The following is an 18960-nucleotide window of genomic DNA, read 5'->3' on the forward strand; positions in this document are numbered from 1 at the left end:
CGGCTCAGACCTACTCGGCCGGCAGTTCTTCGCTGGTTGAGTAGGTGACGAGCGCAGCGAGGAACCGTATCGAAACCGGAAGAGCCCCACCACCCTCGCGGGCGGTGGGGCTCTTTGCGGTTTCGATCCGGGTCGATCAGTGCATCATGATCGGGCCGCGCTCCATGTCCTCTTCGACGAGAGGCGAGGCGATCTTCTTGCGCGGCAGGAAGAACGCCGGGATCACGGTGAGGCAGATCAGCACGACCGAGACCACGAAGGTGTTGGAGAACACGTCGGCGGCGGTCTCGAAGAACGATTCCGGCAACGGGTTCGGGACACCCGGGGGCAGCGGCTTGTCGGAGGTGTTCGCCATGATCGCGAGACCGGCCTCCGGCTTGCTCGCCAGGCTGCTGGCCAGGATCACCGAGATGACCGCGGTGCCGATCGAGGTGGCCGCCTGCTGGATGGCGTTCATCAGCGTCGAGCCGTCCGGCACCTGGTGGTTGCTCAGGGTGGCGAGGGCAGCGGACATGATCGGCATCATCGTCATGCCCATACCGAGGCCCTGGACGAACAGCGAGCCGCAGATCAGCCAGTACGAGGTGTCCGCACCGAGCATCGTGAACGTCGACAGACCGATCAGGATCAGCACGATGCCGCCGAGCACGAACTTGCCGGGACCCATCTTGTCGGTGAGCTTGCCGGCGATCGGCATGGTCAGCATCGCGCCCAGGCCCTGCGGGGCGAGCAGCAGGCCGGCGGTCAGCGTGGACTCGCCGCGGACGCCGATGAAGTACTGCGGGAACAGCAGTGCCGCACCGAAGAACGCGATCATGAACAGCACCATCGTGGCCACCGCGATGCTCAGCGTCTTGTTCTTGAACAGGCGCAGGTCGAGCAGCGGCTTCTTGGCGCGCAGCGCATGGAAGATGAACGCGGCGATGAGGAGCGCACCGATGATCGTCGGGATCAGCACCGAGCCGGTGACGAAGGTGCGGTGTTCGGCGCTCGACGAGATGCCGAACAGGAACAGCGCCAGACCCGGCGACAGCAGCAGCAGGCCGATGACGTCGATCGACGACTTCTTGGTCTCGGCGTCGTCGCGCAGGACGATCCACGCGTAGACGAAGGCGATGATGCCGATCGGGACGTTGATCAGGAAGATCCAGTGCCAGCTGAGCTGCTCGATGAGCACGCCGCCGAGGATCGGGCCGGAGATGGGGCCGAGGAGCATCGGGATACCGAGGACCGCCATGACCGATCCGACGCGTTCGGGGCCGGCCGCCTTGGTCAGCATCATCATGCCGATGGGCATCAGCAGACCGCCGCCGAGGCCCTGCACCACACGGAACGCGACGAGCATGCCGATGTTCGGTGCGAAGGCACACAGGATCGAGCCGAGGGTGAACAGGACCAGCGAGGTCAGATAGACCTTCTTGGTTCCGAAACGCGATGCCGCCCAGCTGGCCAGCGGGATCACCGCGGCGAGGGCGAGGGTGTAACCAGTCGCGGTCCACGCGGCGCCCGCGGCGTCGGTGTTGAACTCCTGCTGGAAGGTGTTCTGGGCCACGCCGACGACGGTGACGTCCAGGATCGACATGATCGCGCCGAGCACGACCACGCCGGCCACCAGCAGGACGTTCTTGTCCAGCTTGGTGTCTGGTGGACCTTCGTGGAGGTGGCCTCCGGTGGAGGATGTCATGCGGTTCGTTTCCTATCGGTCGATCCGGTCAGGCAGAAGTGGTCGACGGCGTCGTCGACGATGGGTTTCAGTGCCGAACACAGGTTGTCCCGTAGCTCGGCGGGGAGGCCGGCCACGAACCGTCGTACGGTCTCGTGCTGCAGTGCCAGGTGTGTCTCGAGGTAGCGCATGCCGTCGTCGGTGAGCGAGACGCGCTTGATCCGTCGGTCCGACGAGTCTTCACGACGATCGGCGAAACCGCAGCTGACCAGCTTGTCGACCGTCCGGCCCGCGGCCGCGAGGGACAGTTGCACCTGCTCGGCGATGGCGTTGACCGGCATCGGACCGTCGTGGCTGCCGAGTGCGCAGAGCACCCGGAGCTGCGAAAAGGTGATGTCGGTGGAGGCGAGACTGTCCATGGTCTCGGGCCGGCCGAGCTCGAGAAGGCGGTCGAGGAACGCTACCAGCGCCGCCGAAGCGGACTCGATCGATTGGTCGGCGCCAAAAGCGCACAAGGGTTCCTGAGACACCCGGAAATAGTAACTCCGACGCAACTATTGCGGAAACGCAATAGGCGTGAGATCGCACATAATGTGCGAAATGGTGTGACGCCCGTCTCTCAAGGAGGCGGGCGTCACGGGTGATCAGGCAAGTACAGATCAGCGCAGTTACAGGCGCACCCGATCGATCTCCTCGCGAAGGAGCCGGACCTCCTCCGAGGACGGCTCCGGAGTCACCGAGACCTCGTCGGCGACCTTGAGATCCCGTCCCGTCGCGCCACCGTGGGCGCCGCGCCACCGTGGGCGCCGTGTCGCCGCGGATGCCCGGGCCGAGCTCGGCCTCGTCGCTGCGTTCGGCGACGGACAGTTCGGTCGCGTCGTATCCGGTGCGCTTGAGCAGTGCGAGTGTGCAGGAGAGCGAGACGACCGCGTAGATACCGCCGGTGATCGCAACCCAGGTGATGCCGCCGGTGGAGTTCAGAATCCACTGCGCCAGAACGGGTGTGCCGCCGCCGACGACCAGTGAACACAGCTGGTAGGCCTGGTAGGCGAGGGACAGTCCGGTGTAGCGGATGTTGGCCGGGAAGGCCCGGGCCAGGAGACCGGCGATGGCGCCGTAGAACATCGAGTGGGGGATCGTCGCGAGGCACATGCCGAGTGTCGCGATCGCATAGTTGCGTGTCTCGATGGCGAAGAACATCGCCGGCATCAGGGCGAACTCCGGGATCACCAGGGTGTGCGGCCCATCACAGTCTCTCGATGACCGGTTAATCTCTCCTCATGGGCAACATCAAGGACATCCCGGTCACCTCTCTCGACGGCTCCGACGTCTCGCTGAAGGACTTCGGCGGACCGCTGCTGATCGTCAACGTAGCCAGCAAGTGCGGTCTCACCCCGCAGTACGAGGGTCTCGAGCAGCTCGCGAAGACCTACGGCGACAAGGGCCTGACCGTCGTGGGCGTGCCGTGCAACCAGTTCATGGGCCAGGAGCCGGGCACCGCCGAGGAGATCGCGACCTTCTGCTCGACCACCTACGGCGTCACCTTCCCGCTGCTGGAGAAGACCGATGTCAACGGCGACGCCCGCCATCCGCTGTACGCCGAGCTGACCCAGGCCGCCGACGCCGACGGCGAGGCCGGCGACATCCAGTGGAACTTCGAGAAGTTCCTCGTGAACGCCGACGGTGAGGTCGTCAACCGTTTCCGTCCGCGTACCGAGCCGACCGATCCGACCGTCGTCGCCGCAATCGAATCCGTGCTCTGAGTCGATTTGGGGGCACCCGGTAAGCTGACCAGGCGAGAACTGATCAGTAGAGATTGAGGAGCGGTGCCATGGCGCGAGTGGTGGTCGACGTGATGCCCAAAGCCGAGATTCTCGACCCACAGGGGCAGGCCATCGTCGGCGCACTGGGTCGGCTCGGATTCACCGGGATCGGCGACGTCCGTCAGGGCAAGCGCTTCGAGCTCGAGGTCGACGACACCGTCGACGACGTGACCCTGGAGCGGATCGCCGAAGAGTTGTTGACCAACACGGTGATCGAGAACTTCAACGTCTCCCGGATCTCGGAGTAGGTGACATGACAGCTCGTATCGGTGTCATCACCTTCCCGGGCACCCTCGACGACGTCGACGCCGCCCGTGCGGTCCGGCTCGCCGGTGCCGAACCCGTCGCGCTGTGGCATGGCGACGCCGACCTGAAGGGTGTCGACGCGGTCATCGTGCCGGGCGGCTTCTCCTACGGCGATTACCTCCGTGCCGGCGCCATCGCGCGCTTCGCGCCGGTGATGGGCTCGGTCGTCGAGGCGGCCGGCAAGGGCATGCCGGTCCTGGGGATCTGCAACGGATTCCAGGTCCTGTGCGAGGCCGGCCTGTTGCCGGGTGCGTTGACCCGCAACGAGGGTCTGCACTTCATCTGCCGCGACGAGTGGCTACGTGTCGAGAACAACACGACCGCTTGGACGACGCGTTTCGAGCGCGGTGCGGAGATCCTGATCCCGCTGAAGTCCGGCGAGGGTCGCTACGTGGCGTCGGAGCGCAAGCTCGAGGAGCTGCAGGGTGAGGGTCAGATCGTCTTCACCTACCCGGAGCGCAATCCCAACGGTTCGGCACTCGACATCGCCGGCATCTCCAGCCCCAACGGCCGGATCGTCGGCCTCATGCCGCATCCCGAGCACGCGACCGAGGCCCTGACCGGCCCCAGCGACGACGGGCTCGGCCTGTTCTACTCGGTGATCGACTCGGTCCTCGCCTCGGTCTGAGTGCCCCCGGATGAGCGACGCATCGCCGAAGATCCCGACGAGTGCATCGGCGGCCGGCCTCGGTGAGTTCATCGACGCCTCGCCGTCGCCGTTCCACGTCTGCGCCACGGTCGCCCGTGAGCTCGAGAACGCGGGATACACAAGGCTTTACGAAGAGCGGGCGTGGCCGGCCACGGTCAGTGCGGCGTCGTCGAAGTCGTATGTGATCCGCGGTGGCTCGATCATCGCCTGGGAGACCGGCGACGGTCCGGCCTTCCGCATCGTCGGCGGCCACACCGACAGCCCCAACCTGCGGGTGAAGCAACATCCCGACCGCACGTCGGCCGGGGTGGCGATGATCGCTCTCGAACCCTACGGCGGCGCCTGGCTCAACTCCTGGCTCGACCGCGATCTCGGTCTGTCCGGTCGCCTCGCCTACCGGGCGGGGGATCGGGTGGCGCACACGCTCGTCCACGTGACCGAGCCGGTGGTGCGGGTGCCGCAGCTGGCGATCCACCTGTCCGAGAACCGCAAGGGCGTCTCACCCGATCCGCAGCGACACGTCAACGGTCTGTGGGGTCTCGACGATGCCGCCCCGGACGTTCTCGGTTGGGTCGCGGAGTATGCGGGCATCGACCCGGACACCTTGCTGGGCTGGGAACTGATGACCCACGACGTCGCGCCGTCGGCGGTGATCGGTGCGGCCGAGAACCTGCTCAGCGCACCACGTCTGGACAACCAGGGCACCTGTTACACGGGGCTCCGGGCGCTGCTCGACGGCTCGTCGTCGGCGCACACGCGGGTGCTGGCCCTTTTCGACCACGAAGAGGTCGGCAGCGGCTCAGAGCGTGGTGCCGCGTCGGACTTCCTGGCCTCGATCTGCGAGCGGATCGTGCTGGCGCGCGGCGGTTCCCGTTCCGACTACCTGCAGGCGATGGCCGCGAGCGTGTGCCTCTCCGGTGACATGGCCCACGCGACGCATCCGAATCATCCGGAACGGCATGAGCCCGGCCATCACATCTCGATCGGCGGCGGACCGGTGCTCAAGGTGAACCAGAATCTGCGCTACGCCTCGGATGCACTGGGAGAGGCCATCTTCGCGATGGCCTGCGATGACGCCGGCGTGCCGATGCAGCGTTATGTCCATCGTGCGGATCTGCCCTGCGGTTCGACGATCGGACCGATCACCGCGACCCGCACGGGCCTCACGACGATCGACGTCGGCGCTCCGCAGCTCGCGATGCATTCCGCGCGCGAGCTGATGGGTGTCGCCGACGTGCCGATGTATTCGGCTGCGCTGCAGGCCTTTCTGGCCCAGAATTGATCACACCGAACTGATCAGAACGACACCGACCCAGACGGCGGCCTGAGTCAGGCGCCGGCCGGGTCGATGACCGTTTCCGGAGTAGATCAGTAGGAGCGGGCGAACCCGAGAACGTTGTTCACGTACTCCATGGAGTTGTTGTAGCGCAGGATCGCGGTCGTCAGCGACGCCGGGTTGCGCAGGTCCAGACCCTCGTCGCACAGGTAGCGACCGGTTGTCAGCGCGGCGTCGAAGATGTTCTGCGGGTCCGACTTTCCGTCACCGTTGCCGTCTGCGGCGTAGGCCTTCCAGGTGGACGGCAGGAACTGCATGGGGCCGACTGCGCGGTCGTAGGTCGCGTCGCCGTCCAGCTCGCCGCCGTCGGTGTCGCTGATGACCTCGTTGCCGCCGAGCGAACCGTCGAGGACGGGACCGAAGATCGCACTGCGCAGCACGCCGTCGGGATTGACGTTGCCCTGATCGGCGTGGTGGGACTCGACCTTGCCGATGCCGGCGATGACCTTCCAGTCGATGCCGCAGCGCGGGGTGGTGTCGGCGAGGGTGCCCGCAGCCTTCTTGTAGGCGTCGTAGTTGGTCTCGGGGACCGCGCCGGAGGTGACGCTCGCCGGGCGGATGACCGGGGCGGGTGCCGGCGTCGGGGCCGGGGCAACCGGGTGCGCCTTCGCGGCGGGGGTGAATGCGGGGGCCGCGGTGGCCGTCACCCCCGTGGAGAGGCTGGTGGGCTCCGGGGCGGCTGTCGGGTGCGACAGCTCGGCTCCTGCGGTGGCCGCGCCTGCCAGGACTCCGACGGGGAGGAGGGCCGTGGCCCACAGCGGTGTGCGTGTTTTCTTCCGTGGCTTGGAATGCTTACCCAAAACTTACTGACCTCACGTGTACTGCTCGTGGTTCGTGCTTTCGGAACCGAGCCGACCGTACACGCGGTCGTGAGCAAAGCGTTATCTTCCCGTGACCATCCCTGGTATGGACAGGAGGTCAGGTTTGTGTCTGTGCAGGTCGCCGCGGGGACACGGGTGTGGATGTGAAACGGCCCACATGCGAGGTCAGTTCGGCCGCAAAACGGACATCGTGGAACCCTCGCTCAGCACGATGTAGCCCTCGACCACCTTGATCAAGCCAGGCGAACCGACGCCCTGTTCCCAGGCCACGCTGTTCTCCGGGGTCAGGGCCGTCAGCTGGCCCTGATTCGACAGGATCATGGTGGTGCCCGTGGAGCCGATGCAGGAGGGATTGGCCAGGATGGGTTGTTCCGGGCCGGGTGGCGGGCCGCTGCCGATGTGCTTGCCGTCGGCGAGCGCGTACGTCGTTCGCGACCCGTCGAGACGTCCGAAATTGACCAGTGAGCCGCAGGCGATGGCGCCGGACTTCGAGAGCTCCCGGTCGCTGATTCGCCAGAGCGCGCCCCGACGAGCCGGATCGCGTACCTCGTAGGTGCCGCGGTCGGCCAAGATGCGGTTGGAGGCGGTCAGCAGTGGCAGCTTCGACGGTCCCGACTCCACCTGCAGCCCCTCCGAGTCGTCGACGGGGTCGGGGTCGACGCGTCCGTTGACCGTGGCGTAGGTGGTCACGCGCTCGGCGTTGTAATCCTGGTGCTCGACGGCCACGCCCGTCGGGTAGAGGGCGATGTTGCACTGGTCGCAGGCGATGCGGTTGTCGCCATTCGTCGGGTTGACCAGGAACTGGCTGGCGTCGGCGGTCTTGACGACGACGATGTCGCCGGTGACCTCGAGATCGACGACCGGTGCTGCGAAGGTACGCGCCCAGATGGTCTTCCCGACCGGCGTGTTCAACGACAGCTGGTGACCGACCCGGTTGACCCGCAGGAAGTTGTTGCCGAGTCCCACGACCTTCTTGGTGTCGAGGTACTCGGCCGTCTGCGTCGGCACCCCGGCGTCGTCGACGAGATAGAAGCCGTCGTCGAGAGGAGTGCCGAGCTGAACCGCACAACCGACCTGTCCGGCTTCGTTGAAGGCGCAGTCGCCCTGGCCGGCGTTGACGGGGGAGTCCCAGAGGAGCCGGCCGTTGCGGCGGTCGACCATCGTGAACGAGCGGCCCAGGCCGGACGGGTAGGCGATCAGCCAGCCCTCGTCGGAGGTGTCGACGACCTGGATGGTGACCTCGTCGCGATAATCGGGGAGATCCTCGTGGCCGACGATGGTCCAGGCGATGGACGGCGCACGGTGGTAATCGCGCAGTTCCCCGTAGGCGTACTCGGCGTTGTCCACCTGGTACTTCCCGCCCGAGAGCACCACTCCGACGGTCACGAGCATTGCTGCGCAGAGGATCAGTACGACCGTCCCGATACCGAACGGCAGGCGCGCGGAGAGCGCCCGGGCGCGGGAGCGTGAGGACATGGGTAAGAGTGAACCATGGGCGTTTCGGCGTCCCGCGAGGTGCACTGTTCTATAGGGGCCTACTGCAGGTCTACAGGGGCCTTCTGCAGGCGGTGCGGGTGACTCCAACGGTCGTGACCATGGGACTCGGTGCCGATAGTGCTCGTGAGCTGACCCGTCAGAATGGCGGCGGGTCTGCCTGGTCTGCGAGGCGCTGAGCCTTGTTGCGGGCACGTTCGGCTCGCCGGCGCGCGTGTTTCTGTGCGAGCCGGTTGGGTGTGGGCGGGGTGTCGTCGCCCGCGATCACCCGTGGTGTGGGTGGGGCCTGGGGTGGCTGTTCGTAGCGGATACGACGCAGGTTCGGGAACGAGTCTTCGAGGTTTTCGGCGTCGCCGGGGATGACGAACCCCTCCGGAGTCCGGTATTCGGTGACCAGGCGACCCTCGTCGTCGCGATACTGGACATCGACCCAATCACCGAAGGTCTTGTGCAGGTGCCCGAACCGGCACTTGGCGTTGAGATTCTCACTCGACGTCGACCCACCCTGGGTGGGGTTGGTGCGGTCGTATTCGGTGACATGGTCGAGATCGGAGTCGAAAGCCGAACATCCGCAACCGGGTTCGGTGCAGTAGCCGTCACGAACACGCACGAAGTCGGCGCACGCAGCGGTGGGTCGATACGGATCGGCGGATTGTGCACCGGGATAGACGATCACCATGTCTGCTGGCGGGGCATCGGCCGATCTCGGCTCGACGGGGCTATCCGGACCGTCGGAAGTCTTTGTCGTCGGCCGCTCTGCGACAACGCGCGTCGGTGCGGTGCGGACCGGGGTGACGGGTGTGATGGTGGCGTCGGGCCGCTCGGCGAGGTCGCGGACGTGCTCGTCGGAGACGATGCCGTGGCCGTCGACCCAGCCGATCCCTGGTGCCCCGGCCAGAGTGGCGGCGTCGGTGACGACGTGGATGATGGCCTCGGTGCTCACCGACCGGACCACGTTCGCCGGGTCGGGGATCTCGGCGTCACACTCCTCCTGCTGGCATTGGCAGTCGAAGACGGTGCCGGTCAACAGCGCGAACATGGCATCGGAGTTGCGCTGATTACGATTCCGGCCGTCCTGGGCACACACGGTGTCGGCGAGGGCTTTCACCGCTTTCGCGGCGATGCGGATGTTTTCGGCAGCCATGACACCGGTGATCTCACCGGTGCCGTCGGTGAAGTTCTCGATCCACATACCGCGCTTGTCCAGCGCTTCGCGACGCCGTTCCCGGACCGCGTCGGGGTCGTGGCGGAACACAAGCCGGTCGACCATGTCGCGCAGCTTCACCCGGGTCCATGCGCCCTTGCGGTGGCGCAGGATGGACTCGATCTCGGTGTCGAGGTCGGCGACAGTCGCCGCGTCGGAGATCAGGTCGGTACGCGAGATGATGGTTTGGATCAGTTGCCGCGACAGGATGCCGTCGCGCAGGGTGGTCAACACTTTCGGTAGCCGGTCGCGCAGGGCGAGGGCTTCCCCGACCCACTGATCGGCCTGATACCGGGTGATGGCGGCTTCGCGGCAGAGGCGGGTGACCATTTCGCTGTAGCGGTCGATGAAGAACCCGCCACCGGTGTTGACGACGAGTTGGTCGTAAACGGTGACGATCGACTCGTACCGGCACCACGCCAGGTAGGACTCGCCGTGACGGATCGACCGCAACCGTTCCATATGGGTTGCGGTAGAGGATGATCCGGGGTGGGCAGGATCGACCCCGGCGAGAAACCCGCCCGGTAGATCGGTCCACCTGCTCACGCTGCCCCCACAACGTCTACAGCCCAACCTGGACGGCTGAATCTGTTACCAACCAATCTAGATCAACCCACCGACAAACTCGGATTCTCATCCACAGGAGCAGCGAGCAGCGAGGTAACACATTGTGCGGCAGAATGATCAACCGATCTGAAGTCGTGCGCGACATCAATCCGACGGTGAGACTTCGATCGAAGTCGCACCGTCGAAGTGAGGTCTGGGCGTCAGGCCCTTAGAACAACTGGCCGAGATAGAACTGCGCTCCCTGGTCGTCGGCGCACCGGGCGGAGATGCCGTACGGCGCGGTGCGGGGTTCCTCGAGGACCGTCCCGCCGGCGCCGCGGACACGTTCGACCGCTGCCTCGACGTCGTCGGTCACCCACATCGGCACCGCGACGGAAGTGTCGGCGCCACCGGCGATCCCGACCTGTGGCCGACTGTCGTCGACTTCCCAGCCGTCGTCGATTCGTCCGCCGTGGAAGGTCCAGCCGAGTACAGATCCGTAGAAGTCGCGGAAGCGGGCGCTGTCCGGGGTCATCACGGTGAGGTAGCTCATCGCCCCGATGCCGCGGGGGTGCTGGTCGGGTCGGACGTCACCGGGTTCGGGGGCGAACACCGCGAAACGCACACCCTGCGCATCGACTGAGTCGACGACGCGGTGACTGTCGGGACTCGTCCCGAACTCGCCTCGCCCGCCGGCTGCGACGATCCTTGCATGGGCGGCCTCGAGGTCGTCGACGGCGTAGGCGCAGAACACCGTTGGCGCGCCGTCGGTCTCGAAGATTCCGAGTCGATGCCCGACGTTGGTCACGCGGCGACCCTCGGGATCGAACTCCCAGCCGAGGACCGCGGCGTAAAAACGTCGGGCGCGCGCAGCGTCGGGGATGTTCAGCGACATGTAGCCGATGTCGCCCTGACGAATCCGGTTGGACAGCCGGCTTTTCGACGGCCCGGTCAGCATCCAGCGGTGACCGAACGGGTCGACGATGACACCGGTGCGTGAACCGTACGCCTCGTTGGGCTCGCGGGTCACGGAGGCGCCCGCGCGTGACGCGGTGGCGACCGCGGCGTCGGTGTCGCCAACCTCGAGCATCAGGCTCACCGAGACGTGGCCCGGGGCGGGCGCCCGCAAACCGAGGTCAGGGAACTCGCCGGCGAGATAGATGACCCCGCCACCGATTTCGAGTTCGGCGTGGCCGATGGACCCGTCGTCCATGACGATCGGCTCACCACGGAGCCGAGCACCGAGGTTTGCGGTGTACCAGTCGATGGCGGCCTGCGGCTCTGCCACGGTGAGGTAGGGGAGTGCGCCGGGTCGCTCGACCACTGGCAGCGCGCTCGTCGCCTCCGTGGTGACTGGCTCGTCGAATTGTGTTGCGGTGGACATGATGACTCCTTGCGGTAGCGTCGCCCCGCGTTCGAGTCGGTCGCGCAGGGACGCGGCGAAGTCGCGGTCGGGCTGGACAGGATCGTCGAAGCCGGGGGTGTCGGCTGCGCGCAGTACGTGCAACGGATCCCGTGCCTCGCCGAAGCGTGCGCTGTTCCGGGTGTTCATGCGTGACCTCCTCTCCCGCTGCTCTGGCGTTGTGGTTCGGGGTAGGCCGCGCGGAAGGCACGCTTCGCGCGGGTGAGAAGCGCCTCGGTGGCACCGGCCGTGCGACCGAGGATCTCGGCGCATTCGCCGACGGGAAGGTCGTCGACGTAGCGCAACGTGAGCACAGCGCGGTGGATCGGCGTCAGCTGCCCCAGCGTGTGGTGGGCGACCATGCGGTCGAGTTCGGTGTCCCATGGATCGTCCCCGTGGTCGGGTACATCCTCGACCGGTTCCGGCGTGCGTTGGGCGCGCCGCCAGTGATCGGCGAGCTTGTGCCGCGCGATCCCGATCAGCCACGGAGTGGTCGGTTGGGTGTCCTGGTGCCGGCGGACGGAGTCCATCGCGGCCAGGAAGGTCTCCGAGGTCACGTCCTCTGCAGTCCGCCGATCCGCGCAGCGACGGACCACGAACCCGTAGACGGCCGGAAGTGCCTGGTCGTACACCGCCAGCAGTCCCTCTGGTCCAGAAGACGCCGATTGGTCGCTGCTCACGTCTTCATCGTCGTGCGTGGGCGACGGAACCCGACGCCCTTCGGCGAAGTTTTTTTCCTAGCGCTTCGACGCCTTCGTCGTGAACGCCGCGATCTCCGAGGCCACCGCCCGCGGCTGGTCCAGCGAGACGAACGTCCGGGCATCGGGAACCTCGACGAACCGGGCGCCCTCGCCGTGGGCTCCGGGGAAGACCGAGGCGAATCGTCGACCATGTTCGAGAGTGAAACACCGGTCGTCACGACCCCACACGAACCGCACGGGCAGCTCGACCCGTGACATGCGTGGGGTCACCGTGGCTAGCTCCGCCGGGCTGATCGCGCGCAGGAATGCGATGAAGTCGTCGCGGATGCGGGCGTCGCTCTGCAGGGGAGTGAACACCGAACCGGTGAGACCAGGGTCGGGGTCGTGGAGGAGCAAGCCGACTCCGAGCGGGGAATGACGCAGAGCCTTGAACCGCATCGCTTCGACGAGCGGCTTCAGCAGGAGTCGCTGCCGCATCAATGCGAAGTCCAGTCGAAACGGTTGCGGCGGAAACAGATCGAAGGCGTCGCAATTGGTGAACACGAGGCGGTTGACGAAGTGCGGGTCCTCGTCGAGGGCGAACTGGGTGACCGCGCCGCCGGTGTCGTTGGCCACCAGTGTCGCCGACGACAGGTCGAAGTGCCCGACGAACTCGCGCAACAACCGGCTGGCACCGCGCGGTGAACGGTCCGCATCCGGTCCCCACGGGATTCGGTGTGAACCGAGCGGCATCAACGGCACGAAGCACCGGTGACCGCGTTCGGCGAGGAGTTCGGCGACCGGTTCCCACAGCCGGTGATCGACGACGGCCCCATGCACGAAGACGATCGGCGGCAGGGTGGAATCGGTGGGTCCGTATGTGGCGTACTCGATGACCCCAGACGGGAGTTCGACGGTCGGCAGCATGTTGGCCATGGCGAGGTCCGCTTCTCGTAGACTCAGTGAACTTACGAACACTGAGTACGAAAGTTACGTGCAGATTGTATGAAAGTCAATCGTCGGACCCAGGCCGAACGCACCGCGGCGACCCGCGCGGCGCTCATCGCTGCAGGTCGTAAGCTATTCGGTGAGCGCGGCTTCGCCGACGTCGGCACCCAGGAGATCGTCGCCGAAGCCGGCGTGACCCGCGGCGCGCTCTACCACCAGTTCGATGACAAGAAGGGTCTGTTCACCGCCGTCTACGACGCGGTGGAGCAGGACGTCGTCGCCCGGATCGCCGAACGGTCCGCCTCACTCGCGGCCGACGACCCGATTGCTGCACTGAAGTCGGGCATGCGGCTGTTCCTCGAACTGTGCACCGAACCCTCGGTACACCGGATCACCCTCGTCGAGGCGCCGTCCGTCCTCGGCTGGGCTCAGTGGCGAGCACGCGGCGAGGAGTTCGGCTTCGCCCTTGTCGAAGGGCTGATCAAGGCGACGATCGCCGCAGGCCAGGCCATCGACCAGCCGACCCGGCCTCTTGCCCACGTGGCGATCGGTGCGCTCGACGAGGCGGCGCTCTACGTCGCCGCGGCCGAGGATCGAGACGCGGCGACCGCGGAGGTCGCCGCGGTCCTCGACCGCGTAGTCGACTCGTTTCGGAGCTAGACGGTCACCGCTCTGCCGCCACCAACTCGGCACACCGTTCCCCGACGAGCATGACGGTGATGTTCGGGTTCACGGTGGTGTGTTCGGGGAAGACCGACGCGTCGGCGACGCGCAGGCCGGCGACTCCCTTGACCCGCAGCTCGGGGTCGAGCGGCGACATGTCGTCGTCCGGCGGTCCCATCCGGACCGTGCCCACGGGGTGGTAGACGGTGTTGTGGGTGCGTCGGATGTAGTCGGCAAGCTCCTCGTCGCTGGTGGTGTCGGGTCCCGGATAGAGTTCGCGCGCAACCCATTCCTGTAGTGGTGCGGCTGCGGCGATCTCCCGTGCCTTGCGGAGGCCGGCGGTCATGATCCGCATGTCGTAACCCTCGGGGTCGGTGAAGTACCGGGGGTCGACGCGAGGCTTGTCGCGGAAGTCGCGCGACCGCAGCTTCACTGTGCCCCGCGACCGTGCGTGGGTGACGTTCGGCGTCAGGCAGAAAGTGTTCTCGCTGGTGGGGTAGCCCTGGCGCAGGGTGTGCATGTCGAAAGGCACGCTGCCGTAGTGCATCATCAGGTCTGGTCGGTCGAGACCGTCGTCGACCGTCGTGAAGATGCCGGCCTCCCACCACTGCGTCGACTCCTGCGTCATGGGCTTCTTCGTCTCGAAGCCGATGACACCCTCGGGGTGGTCCTGGAGGTGTTCGCCGACGCCGGGGGAGTCGACGAGGACGTCGATTCCGTGCTCACGCAGGTCCTCGGCCGGACCGATCCCGGAGAGCATCAGTAGCTTCGGGGTGTCGATGGCACCCGTCGACACGATGACCTCGCGACCGGCCTCGATCCTCGTGGTGCGGCCGAAGGCGTTGTCGGTGATGTCGACGCCGACGGCACGCAACTCGCCGTCGACCTTCTCGATGACGATGCGCTTGGCCCAGGAACCGGTGCGGATCGTGAGATTGGGGCGGTCGAGATTCGGGTGGAGGTAGCTGACCGACGACGAGGCGCGCACACCGTCGGGGCGCCGGTTGATCTGGAAGAAGTTGGCGCCGTTGACCACCGTTGCGCCGCTGTTGAACTCGGCCCTCGGGATGCCGACCGCCTCACAGGCGTCGAGCACGGCGACACCGCACGGATCGTTGGGCGGCACAGTCATGATGTGGACCGGGCCGCTGCGGCCGTGGTGATCGCCGGGCGCGTCGTTGGTCTCGATCTGCGGGTAGAGGCGGTACAACTCCTCCGAACCCCAACCCGCGCAACCGAAGTTGCGTTCCCAGGAATCGAGGTCCTCACGCGGTGCCCAGAAGGCGATGCAGCTGTTGTGGGAACTGCAACCGCCCAGCACTTTTGCACGAGCATGCCGCATGAAGTCGTTACCGTTCTCCTGCGGTTCGATGGGATAGTCCCAGTCGTAACCGGATTCGAGCAGCTCCATCCAGCGGTCGAGTCGCAGGATCGCGTCGTCGCCGACGTCGGACGGGCCGGCTTCCAGGAGGCACACCGTGACCGACGGGTCCTCGGACAATCGGGACGCCACCGCCGCACCCGCCGAACCGCCTCCGACGACGACGTAGTCGCACGACTCACTCACTGCTGCTGCCCCTTCCGGTCCTCGAACCAGCCGGTCACACCCGGCCGGAGGTTCTCGTAGACGTGCTTTGCCTCGCGATATTCGGCCAGGCCCGACGGCCCGAGCTCACGGCCGAAACCGGACTGGCCGTATCCACCCCACTCCGCCTGGGGGAGGTAGGGCCCGAAGTCGTTGACCCACACCGTGCCTGCCCGGATACGGCCGGCGATGCGTCGCGCACGAGCGGCGTCGGACGACCACACGGCGCCGGCGAGGCCGTAGACGGTGTCGTTGGCCAGCGTCACCGCGTCGTCCTCGGTGGTGAAGGTCTCGACGGTGACGGTCGGCCCGAAGGCCTCGTCGTGCACGCAGGCCATCGAACGGTCGGCGCGGTCGATCACGGTCGGCAGGTAGAACCAACCGTCGTCGAGCTTCCCCGACCCCTGATCGCCGGTCGCGAAGGCGCCGCCCGTGCGGATCACCGCACCGTCAGCCCGAGCCTGCTCGACGTAGGCGTGCACCTTGTCGCGGTGGGCTTCGGAGATCAGCGGTCCGGTCTCGGTGCCCTCGCTGTAGGGGAGTCCGAGACGGATCTCCTCGGCGCGACGGACCAATTCGTCGACGAACCGGTCGTGCGCGGAGTCCTCGATGATGAGTCGCGCGCCCGCGGAACAGACCTGGCCGGAGTGCAGGAACGCGGCGTTGAGTGCGTTGTCCACCGCGGCCGCGAGCAGCTCGTCGGTGGCGCAGGCGTCGGCGAACACCACGTTGGGGTTCTTGCCGCCGAGTTCGAGCGCCACCTTCTTCACCGTCGCCGCGGCCTCGCGCGCGATGACGCGGCCGGTCACGAGTCCGCCGGTGAACGACACCAGATCGACGTCGGGATGCGACGACAGCGGCGCACCCGCATCCGCCCCGGCACCGAGGACGAGGTTCGCGACCCCGGCCGGAAGTCCCAGGCCATCGAGGACTTCCAGGAGAAGGATCGAGGTGTGCGGTGTCAGCTCGGCAGGCTTCAGCACGAAGGTGTTGCCCGCGGCCAGCGCCGGTGCCACCTTCCACGCCGCCTGCAGCAGCGGATAGTTCCAGGGCGTGATGAGACCGCAGACGCCGACCGGTTCGTAGACGATCCGCGAGTCCGCATCAGGTGACCCGGTGTCCACGACTCGACCGGCATCCTGGGCCGCCAGCTTGCCGAAGTAGCGGAAGCAGTTGGCGATGTCGGTCATGTCGATGTCCGACTCGTACGGCCGCTTGCCGGTGTCGAGCGTCTCGGCACGGACGAAATCGTCTCGGCGGGTGTCGATCTGATCGGCGACACGGAGCAGTAGATCACCGCGTTCGGCGGCCGGGGTGCCGCTCCAGTCACCGGCGTCGAAAGCGCGTCGGGCTGCGGCGATCGCCGCCTCGGTGTCCTCCGCGGACGCCTCGGCCACCACGCCCACCACAGAAATGTCCGCCGGGCAACGGATCTCGCGGGTCTTGCCGGACTTCGCGGCCTGCCAGCGGCCGTCGATGTACAGAGTGTCGCTCATGGAGCGGGCGCTCCTTCCGGGTTGCTGTCGGGTATGTCCGTCTCTGCGACGGTACCGGTTGGCGTGTACCCGCCGGGGGCGTCACCGGTGTCGGGGTCGACCTCGGCGTGATCGTGATGGTCGGTTGCCGAGTCACGCAGATGGAGGTAACCCAGATGCCGTTCGTACTGGTCGAGGATGTCGCCGATGATCTGCTCCCGGGTGTACCCCGACAACGAATAACCCTGTGAGCCTTCGGTCAGATACACCTCGCACCGGAAGTACCGGTCATCGGAGCGCTGTGAACGCACCGCGTAGGTCGGGGTCGGCGCGGACACCGGCCACACGCAGTACTCGAAGGCGGGGACGTCGGCCAGTTCGACGATGAGCCGAGGCGAGGGCAAGCCTTCGTTTTCGGCCGACTCGTCGACCGTCGCCGAGACACCTTCGCGTCCGAACTGGTCGGCGACCTCGTGCATCGCCGGGACCACCGTCGCGGTGATGAACTTGCGCGTCGCGACCCGACCCGGGAAGCGGAGGGTTCCGATCAGGCGTTGTCGCCAACTGCTCTGCTCGGTGGGCCCGCGTCCGACGGCGATCACCTTCGGCAGCGTCGCGCGGAAACTGTCGAGCTTGTACGACTCGTTGCGTACGGCCCGTAGCAGCGAGACGCCGATCAGGCCCAGGACGAATGAGAACGGCAGCCCCATGATGACCGTCGCGGCCTGCAGCGTCAGGATCGACCCGTCCCCTCCGCCGGCGAAGAGCATCGAGAGCGTCAGCAGACCGATGGCGACCGACCAGAAGATGCGCAGCGACCGGGAGCAGTCCGCCATCGGATCGTCGAGTCGGCTGGTGAAGTTGCCCATGACCAGGGACCCCGAGTCGGCGCTCGTCACGTAGAACAGCAGACCGGTGATGGTGGCGATGCCGATCAGGAGCGTCGCGCCCGGATACTGGTCGAGCAGTGAGTAGAAGCCGGCTTCCGGGGTGGAAGCGGTGGTCTCGGCGAATTCCTGGTCCCCGCGGGCGACGGCGAGGGCGCTGTTACCGAAGATCGAGACCCACACCAGGATGAAGCTGAACGGGACCACGAGAACGCCGAAGATGAACTGCCGCAACGTGCGTCCGCGCGAGATGCGCGCCAGGAACAGGCCGACGAAGGGCGCCCAGGCGACCCACCAGGCCCAGAAGAACAACGTCCAACCGTCGACGAAGGCGCGGGCGTCGTTGCCGGGCGGCGGGTTCACCTGATCCCAGGCGAACGTGTCGAGGGTGCGGTCGGCGAACGTCGACACGTAGTCGCCGGCATTCTGCACAAGACCGTTGAGCAGGAAGTCGGCGTCCTTGGCGACGGTGATGTAGACCAGCATCAGGATCGCGAGGATGACGTTGATCTCCGACAGGCGTCGGATGCCCTTGTCCACACCGGAGGTCGCCGATGCGGTGGCGATGACGACCGACAGGGCGATCAGGCCGATCTGCGCGGCCTTCCCCTGCTCGATGCCGAAGATCTCGTTGAGGCCGAAGTTGAGCTGTACGACGCCGATTCCCAGGGACGTCGCGATGCCGAAGATCGTGCCGAGCACGGCTGCGACGTCGATGGCGTCGCCCCACCGTCCCTCGACCCGCTTGCCGAAGATCGGGTACAGCGCCGCGCGGATCGTCAACGGCAGATTGTGTCGGAACGCGAAGTAGGCCAGGGCCCCGCCCATCAGGGCGTACATCGCCCAACCCGTGACCCCGTAGTGGAAGACGGTCCACGTCACGGCCTCCCGCGCGGCGAAGTTGGTCTCCGCCGCGCCCGTCGGGGGATTGAGGAAGTGGGTGACCGGTTCGGCGACCGAGAAGAACATCAGGTCGATGCCGATACCGGCGGCGAACAGCATCGACGTCCAGGTGAACAGGCTGTACTCGGGACGGGATTCCTCCGGTCCGAGGCGGTACCGCCCGTACTTGCTGACACCGAGGAAGACGACGAGACCGACGATCGCGGTGGCGAGGATGAAGTACCACCAGCCGAACCAGCGGGTGATGAAGTTCCGCACCTCGTTGATCACGGACTCCGCCGCGGCCGGCGCGGCCAACGCCCAGATCGCGAAGGCGAGCACGATGACCGCCGACGCGACGAAGACGGTCAGGTTGACCGTACTCCGGCGCCGCGCTGGTTCCCCGGTGTCCGGGGTGGCCGGAGTGGACGGGACTGCAGGTCTCTCACCAGCACTCATGACGTATGACGCTAGCCTCTCCGAACTCGAGTGGTCGGGTGAATTGCCCGACTCGCCGATTGCCGGCGATGAATTCGGAGCCCCCACCCGGTCTGGATTGGTATGGCAACCGTAACGATCGGCTCACCGCCCCTGCC

16 protein-coding genes and 1 pseudogene are annotated in these 18960 nt (G+C 66.7%); 5 read left to right on the top strand and 12 right to left on the bottom strand.

The genetic code is table 11. The annotated features are described in order from the left end of the window. Positions 1–136: 136 nt before the first annotated feature. From M1L58_RS21615 to M1L58_RS21625, 3 genes and pseudogenes are all read right to left on the bottom strand, one after another. Complete coding sequence (locus tag M1L58_RS21615) at positions 137–1684, bottom strand: DHA2 family efflux MFS transporter permease subunit (RefSeq protein WP_248660421.1); 1548 nt, start codon at positions 1682–1684, stop codon at positions 137–139. Next, positions 1681–2193 (bottom strand): MarR family winged helix-turn-helix transcriptional regulator, encoded by a 513-nt coding sequence (locus M1L58_RS21620; protein ID WP_248660422.1) that lies wholly within the window; start codon positions 2191–2193, stop codon positions 1681–1683. Before M1L58_RS21620 ends, M1L58_RS21615 begins: the two co-directional genes overlap by 4 nt. A 253-nt stretch (positions 2194–2446) precedes the next feature. Further along, positions 2447–2896 (bottom strand): annotated as a pseudogene (locus tag M1L58_RS21625) (MFS transporter); the annotation flags it as partial. 47 nt (positions 2897–2943) lie between these two features. On the opposite strand from M1L58_RS21625, the gene M1L58_RS21630 reads away from it, so the two are divergent. From M1L58_RS21630 to M1L58_RS21645, 4 genes are all read left to right on the top strand, one after another. Next, positions 2944–3426 carry a glutathione peroxidase gene (locus tag M1L58_RS21630; RefSeq protein WP_006867195.1) on the top strand — a complete coding sequence of 161 codons (483 nt, stop codon included), beginning with the start codon at positions 2944–2946 and terminating at the stop codon, positions 3424–3426. Between the two features lie 68 nt (positions 3427–3494). Beyond that, positions 3495–3734: a phosphoribosylformylglycinamidine synthase subunit PurS gene (gene purS, locus M1L58_RS21635; protein WP_248660423.1), complete on the top strand. Its 240-nt coding sequence runs from the start codon at positions 3495–3497 to the stop codon at positions 3732–3734. 5 nt (positions 3735–3739) lie between these two features. Beyond that, the gene (purQ, locus tag M1L58_RS21640; RefSeq protein WP_154884515.1) at positions 3740–4420 is read left to right on the top strand and encodes a phosphoribosylformylglycinamidine synthase subunit PurQ; all 681 of its coding nucleotides are present in this window, start codon (positions 3740–3742) and stop codon (positions 4418–4420) included. A gap of 10 nt (positions 4421–4430) precedes the next feature. Continuing rightward, positions 4431–5723, top strand: a complete 1293-nt coding sequence (locus M1L58_RS21645; protein WP_248660424.1) for a M18 family aminopeptidase — start codon at positions 4431–4433, stop codon at positions 5721–5723. 86 nt (positions 5724–5809) lie between these two features. Here the strand turns inward: M1L58_RS21645 and M1L58_RS21650 are convergent, their stop codons facing one another. The 6 genes from M1L58_RS21650 to M1L58_RS21675 all read right to left on the bottom strand — a co-directional run bounded on the left by M1L58_RS21650 (position 5810) and on the right by M1L58_RS21675 (position 12860). Then, entirely contained in the window at positions 5810–6577 is a 768-nt protein-coding gene (locus tag M1L58_RS21650; protein ID WP_006867192.1) for a lytic transglycosylase domain-containing protein, read from the bottom strand. Positions 6578–6763: 186 nt separating this feature from the next. Next, positions 6764–8074: a PQQ-binding-like beta-propeller repeat protein gene (locus M1L58_RS21655; protein WP_154884512.1), complete on the bottom strand. Its 1311-nt coding sequence runs from the start codon at positions 8072–8074 to the stop codon at positions 6764–6766. A 157-nt stretch (positions 8075–8231) separates the two neighbouring features. Next, positions 8232–9842, bottom strand: a complete 1611-nt coding sequence (locus M1L58_RS21660; RefSeq protein ID WP_248660425.1) for an HNH endonuclease signature motif containing protein — start codon at positions 9840–9842, stop codon at positions 8232–8234. Positions 9843–10071: 229 nt separating this feature from the next. Beyond that, positions 10072–11394 (bottom strand): VOC family protein, encoded by a 1323-nt coding sequence (locus M1L58_RS21665; RefSeq protein ID WP_248660426.1) that lies wholly within the window; start codon positions 11392–11394, stop codon positions 10072–10074. After that, positions 11391–11885 carry an RNA polymerase sigma factor gene (locus M1L58_RS21670; RefSeq protein WP_248660445.1) on the bottom strand — a complete coding sequence of 165 codons (495 nt, stop codon included), beginning with the start codon at positions 11883–11885 and terminating at the stop codon, positions 11391–11393. The genes M1L58_RS21665 and M1L58_RS21670 overlap by 4 nt, the downstream gene beginning before the upstream one ends. 96 nt (positions 11886–11981) lie before the next feature. Continuing rightward, complete coding sequence (locus M1L58_RS21675) at positions 11982–12860, bottom strand: alpha/beta fold hydrolase (RefSeq protein WP_248660427.1); 879 nt, start codon at positions 12858–12860, stop codon at positions 11982–11984. Between the two features lie 69 nt (positions 12861–12929). Here M1L58_RS21675 and M1L58_RS21680 point away from each other — a divergent pair, with 69 nt between their 5' ends. Beyond that, the gene (locus M1L58_RS21680; protein WP_248660428.1) at positions 12930–13532 is read left to right on the top strand and encodes a TetR/AcrR family transcriptional regulator; all 603 of its coding nucleotides are present in this window, start codon (positions 12930–12932) and stop codon (positions 13530–13532) included. Between the two features lie 4 nt (positions 13533–13536). Here M1L58_RS21680 and M1L58_RS21685 read toward each other — a convergent pair whose 3' ends face one another. From M1L58_RS21685 to betT, 3 genes are read right to left on the bottom strand one after another with little or no spacing between them, the layout of a single operon-like run. After that, positions 13537–15102 carry a GMC family oxidoreductase gene (locus M1L58_RS21685; RefSeq protein WP_248660429.1) on the bottom strand — a complete coding sequence of 522 codons (1566 nt, stop codon included), beginning with the start codon at positions 15100–15102 and terminating at the stop codon, positions 13537–13539. Next, a complete protein-coding gene (locus tag M1L58_RS21690) occupies positions 15099–16616 on the bottom strand; it encodes an aldehyde dehydrogenase family protein (protein ID WP_248660430.1) in 1518 nt (505 codons plus the stop codon). Before M1L58_RS21690 ends, M1L58_RS21685 begins: the two co-directional genes overlap by 4 nt. After that, complete coding sequence (gene betT / locus M1L58_RS21695) at positions 16613–18823, bottom strand: choline BCCT transporter BetT (protein WP_248660431.1); 2211 nt, start codon at positions 18821–18823, stop codon at positions 16613–16615. Before betT ends, M1L58_RS21690 begins: the two co-directional genes overlap by 4 nt. Positions 18824–18960: the final 137 nt, after the last annotated feature.

The sequence above is a fragment of the Gordonia sp. C13 genome (genome assembly GCF_023218005.1).
In the GTDB taxonomy this organism is placed as follows: Bacteria; Actinomycetota; Actinomycetes; order Mycobacteriales; family Mycobacteriaceae; genus Gordonia; species Gordonia namibiensis.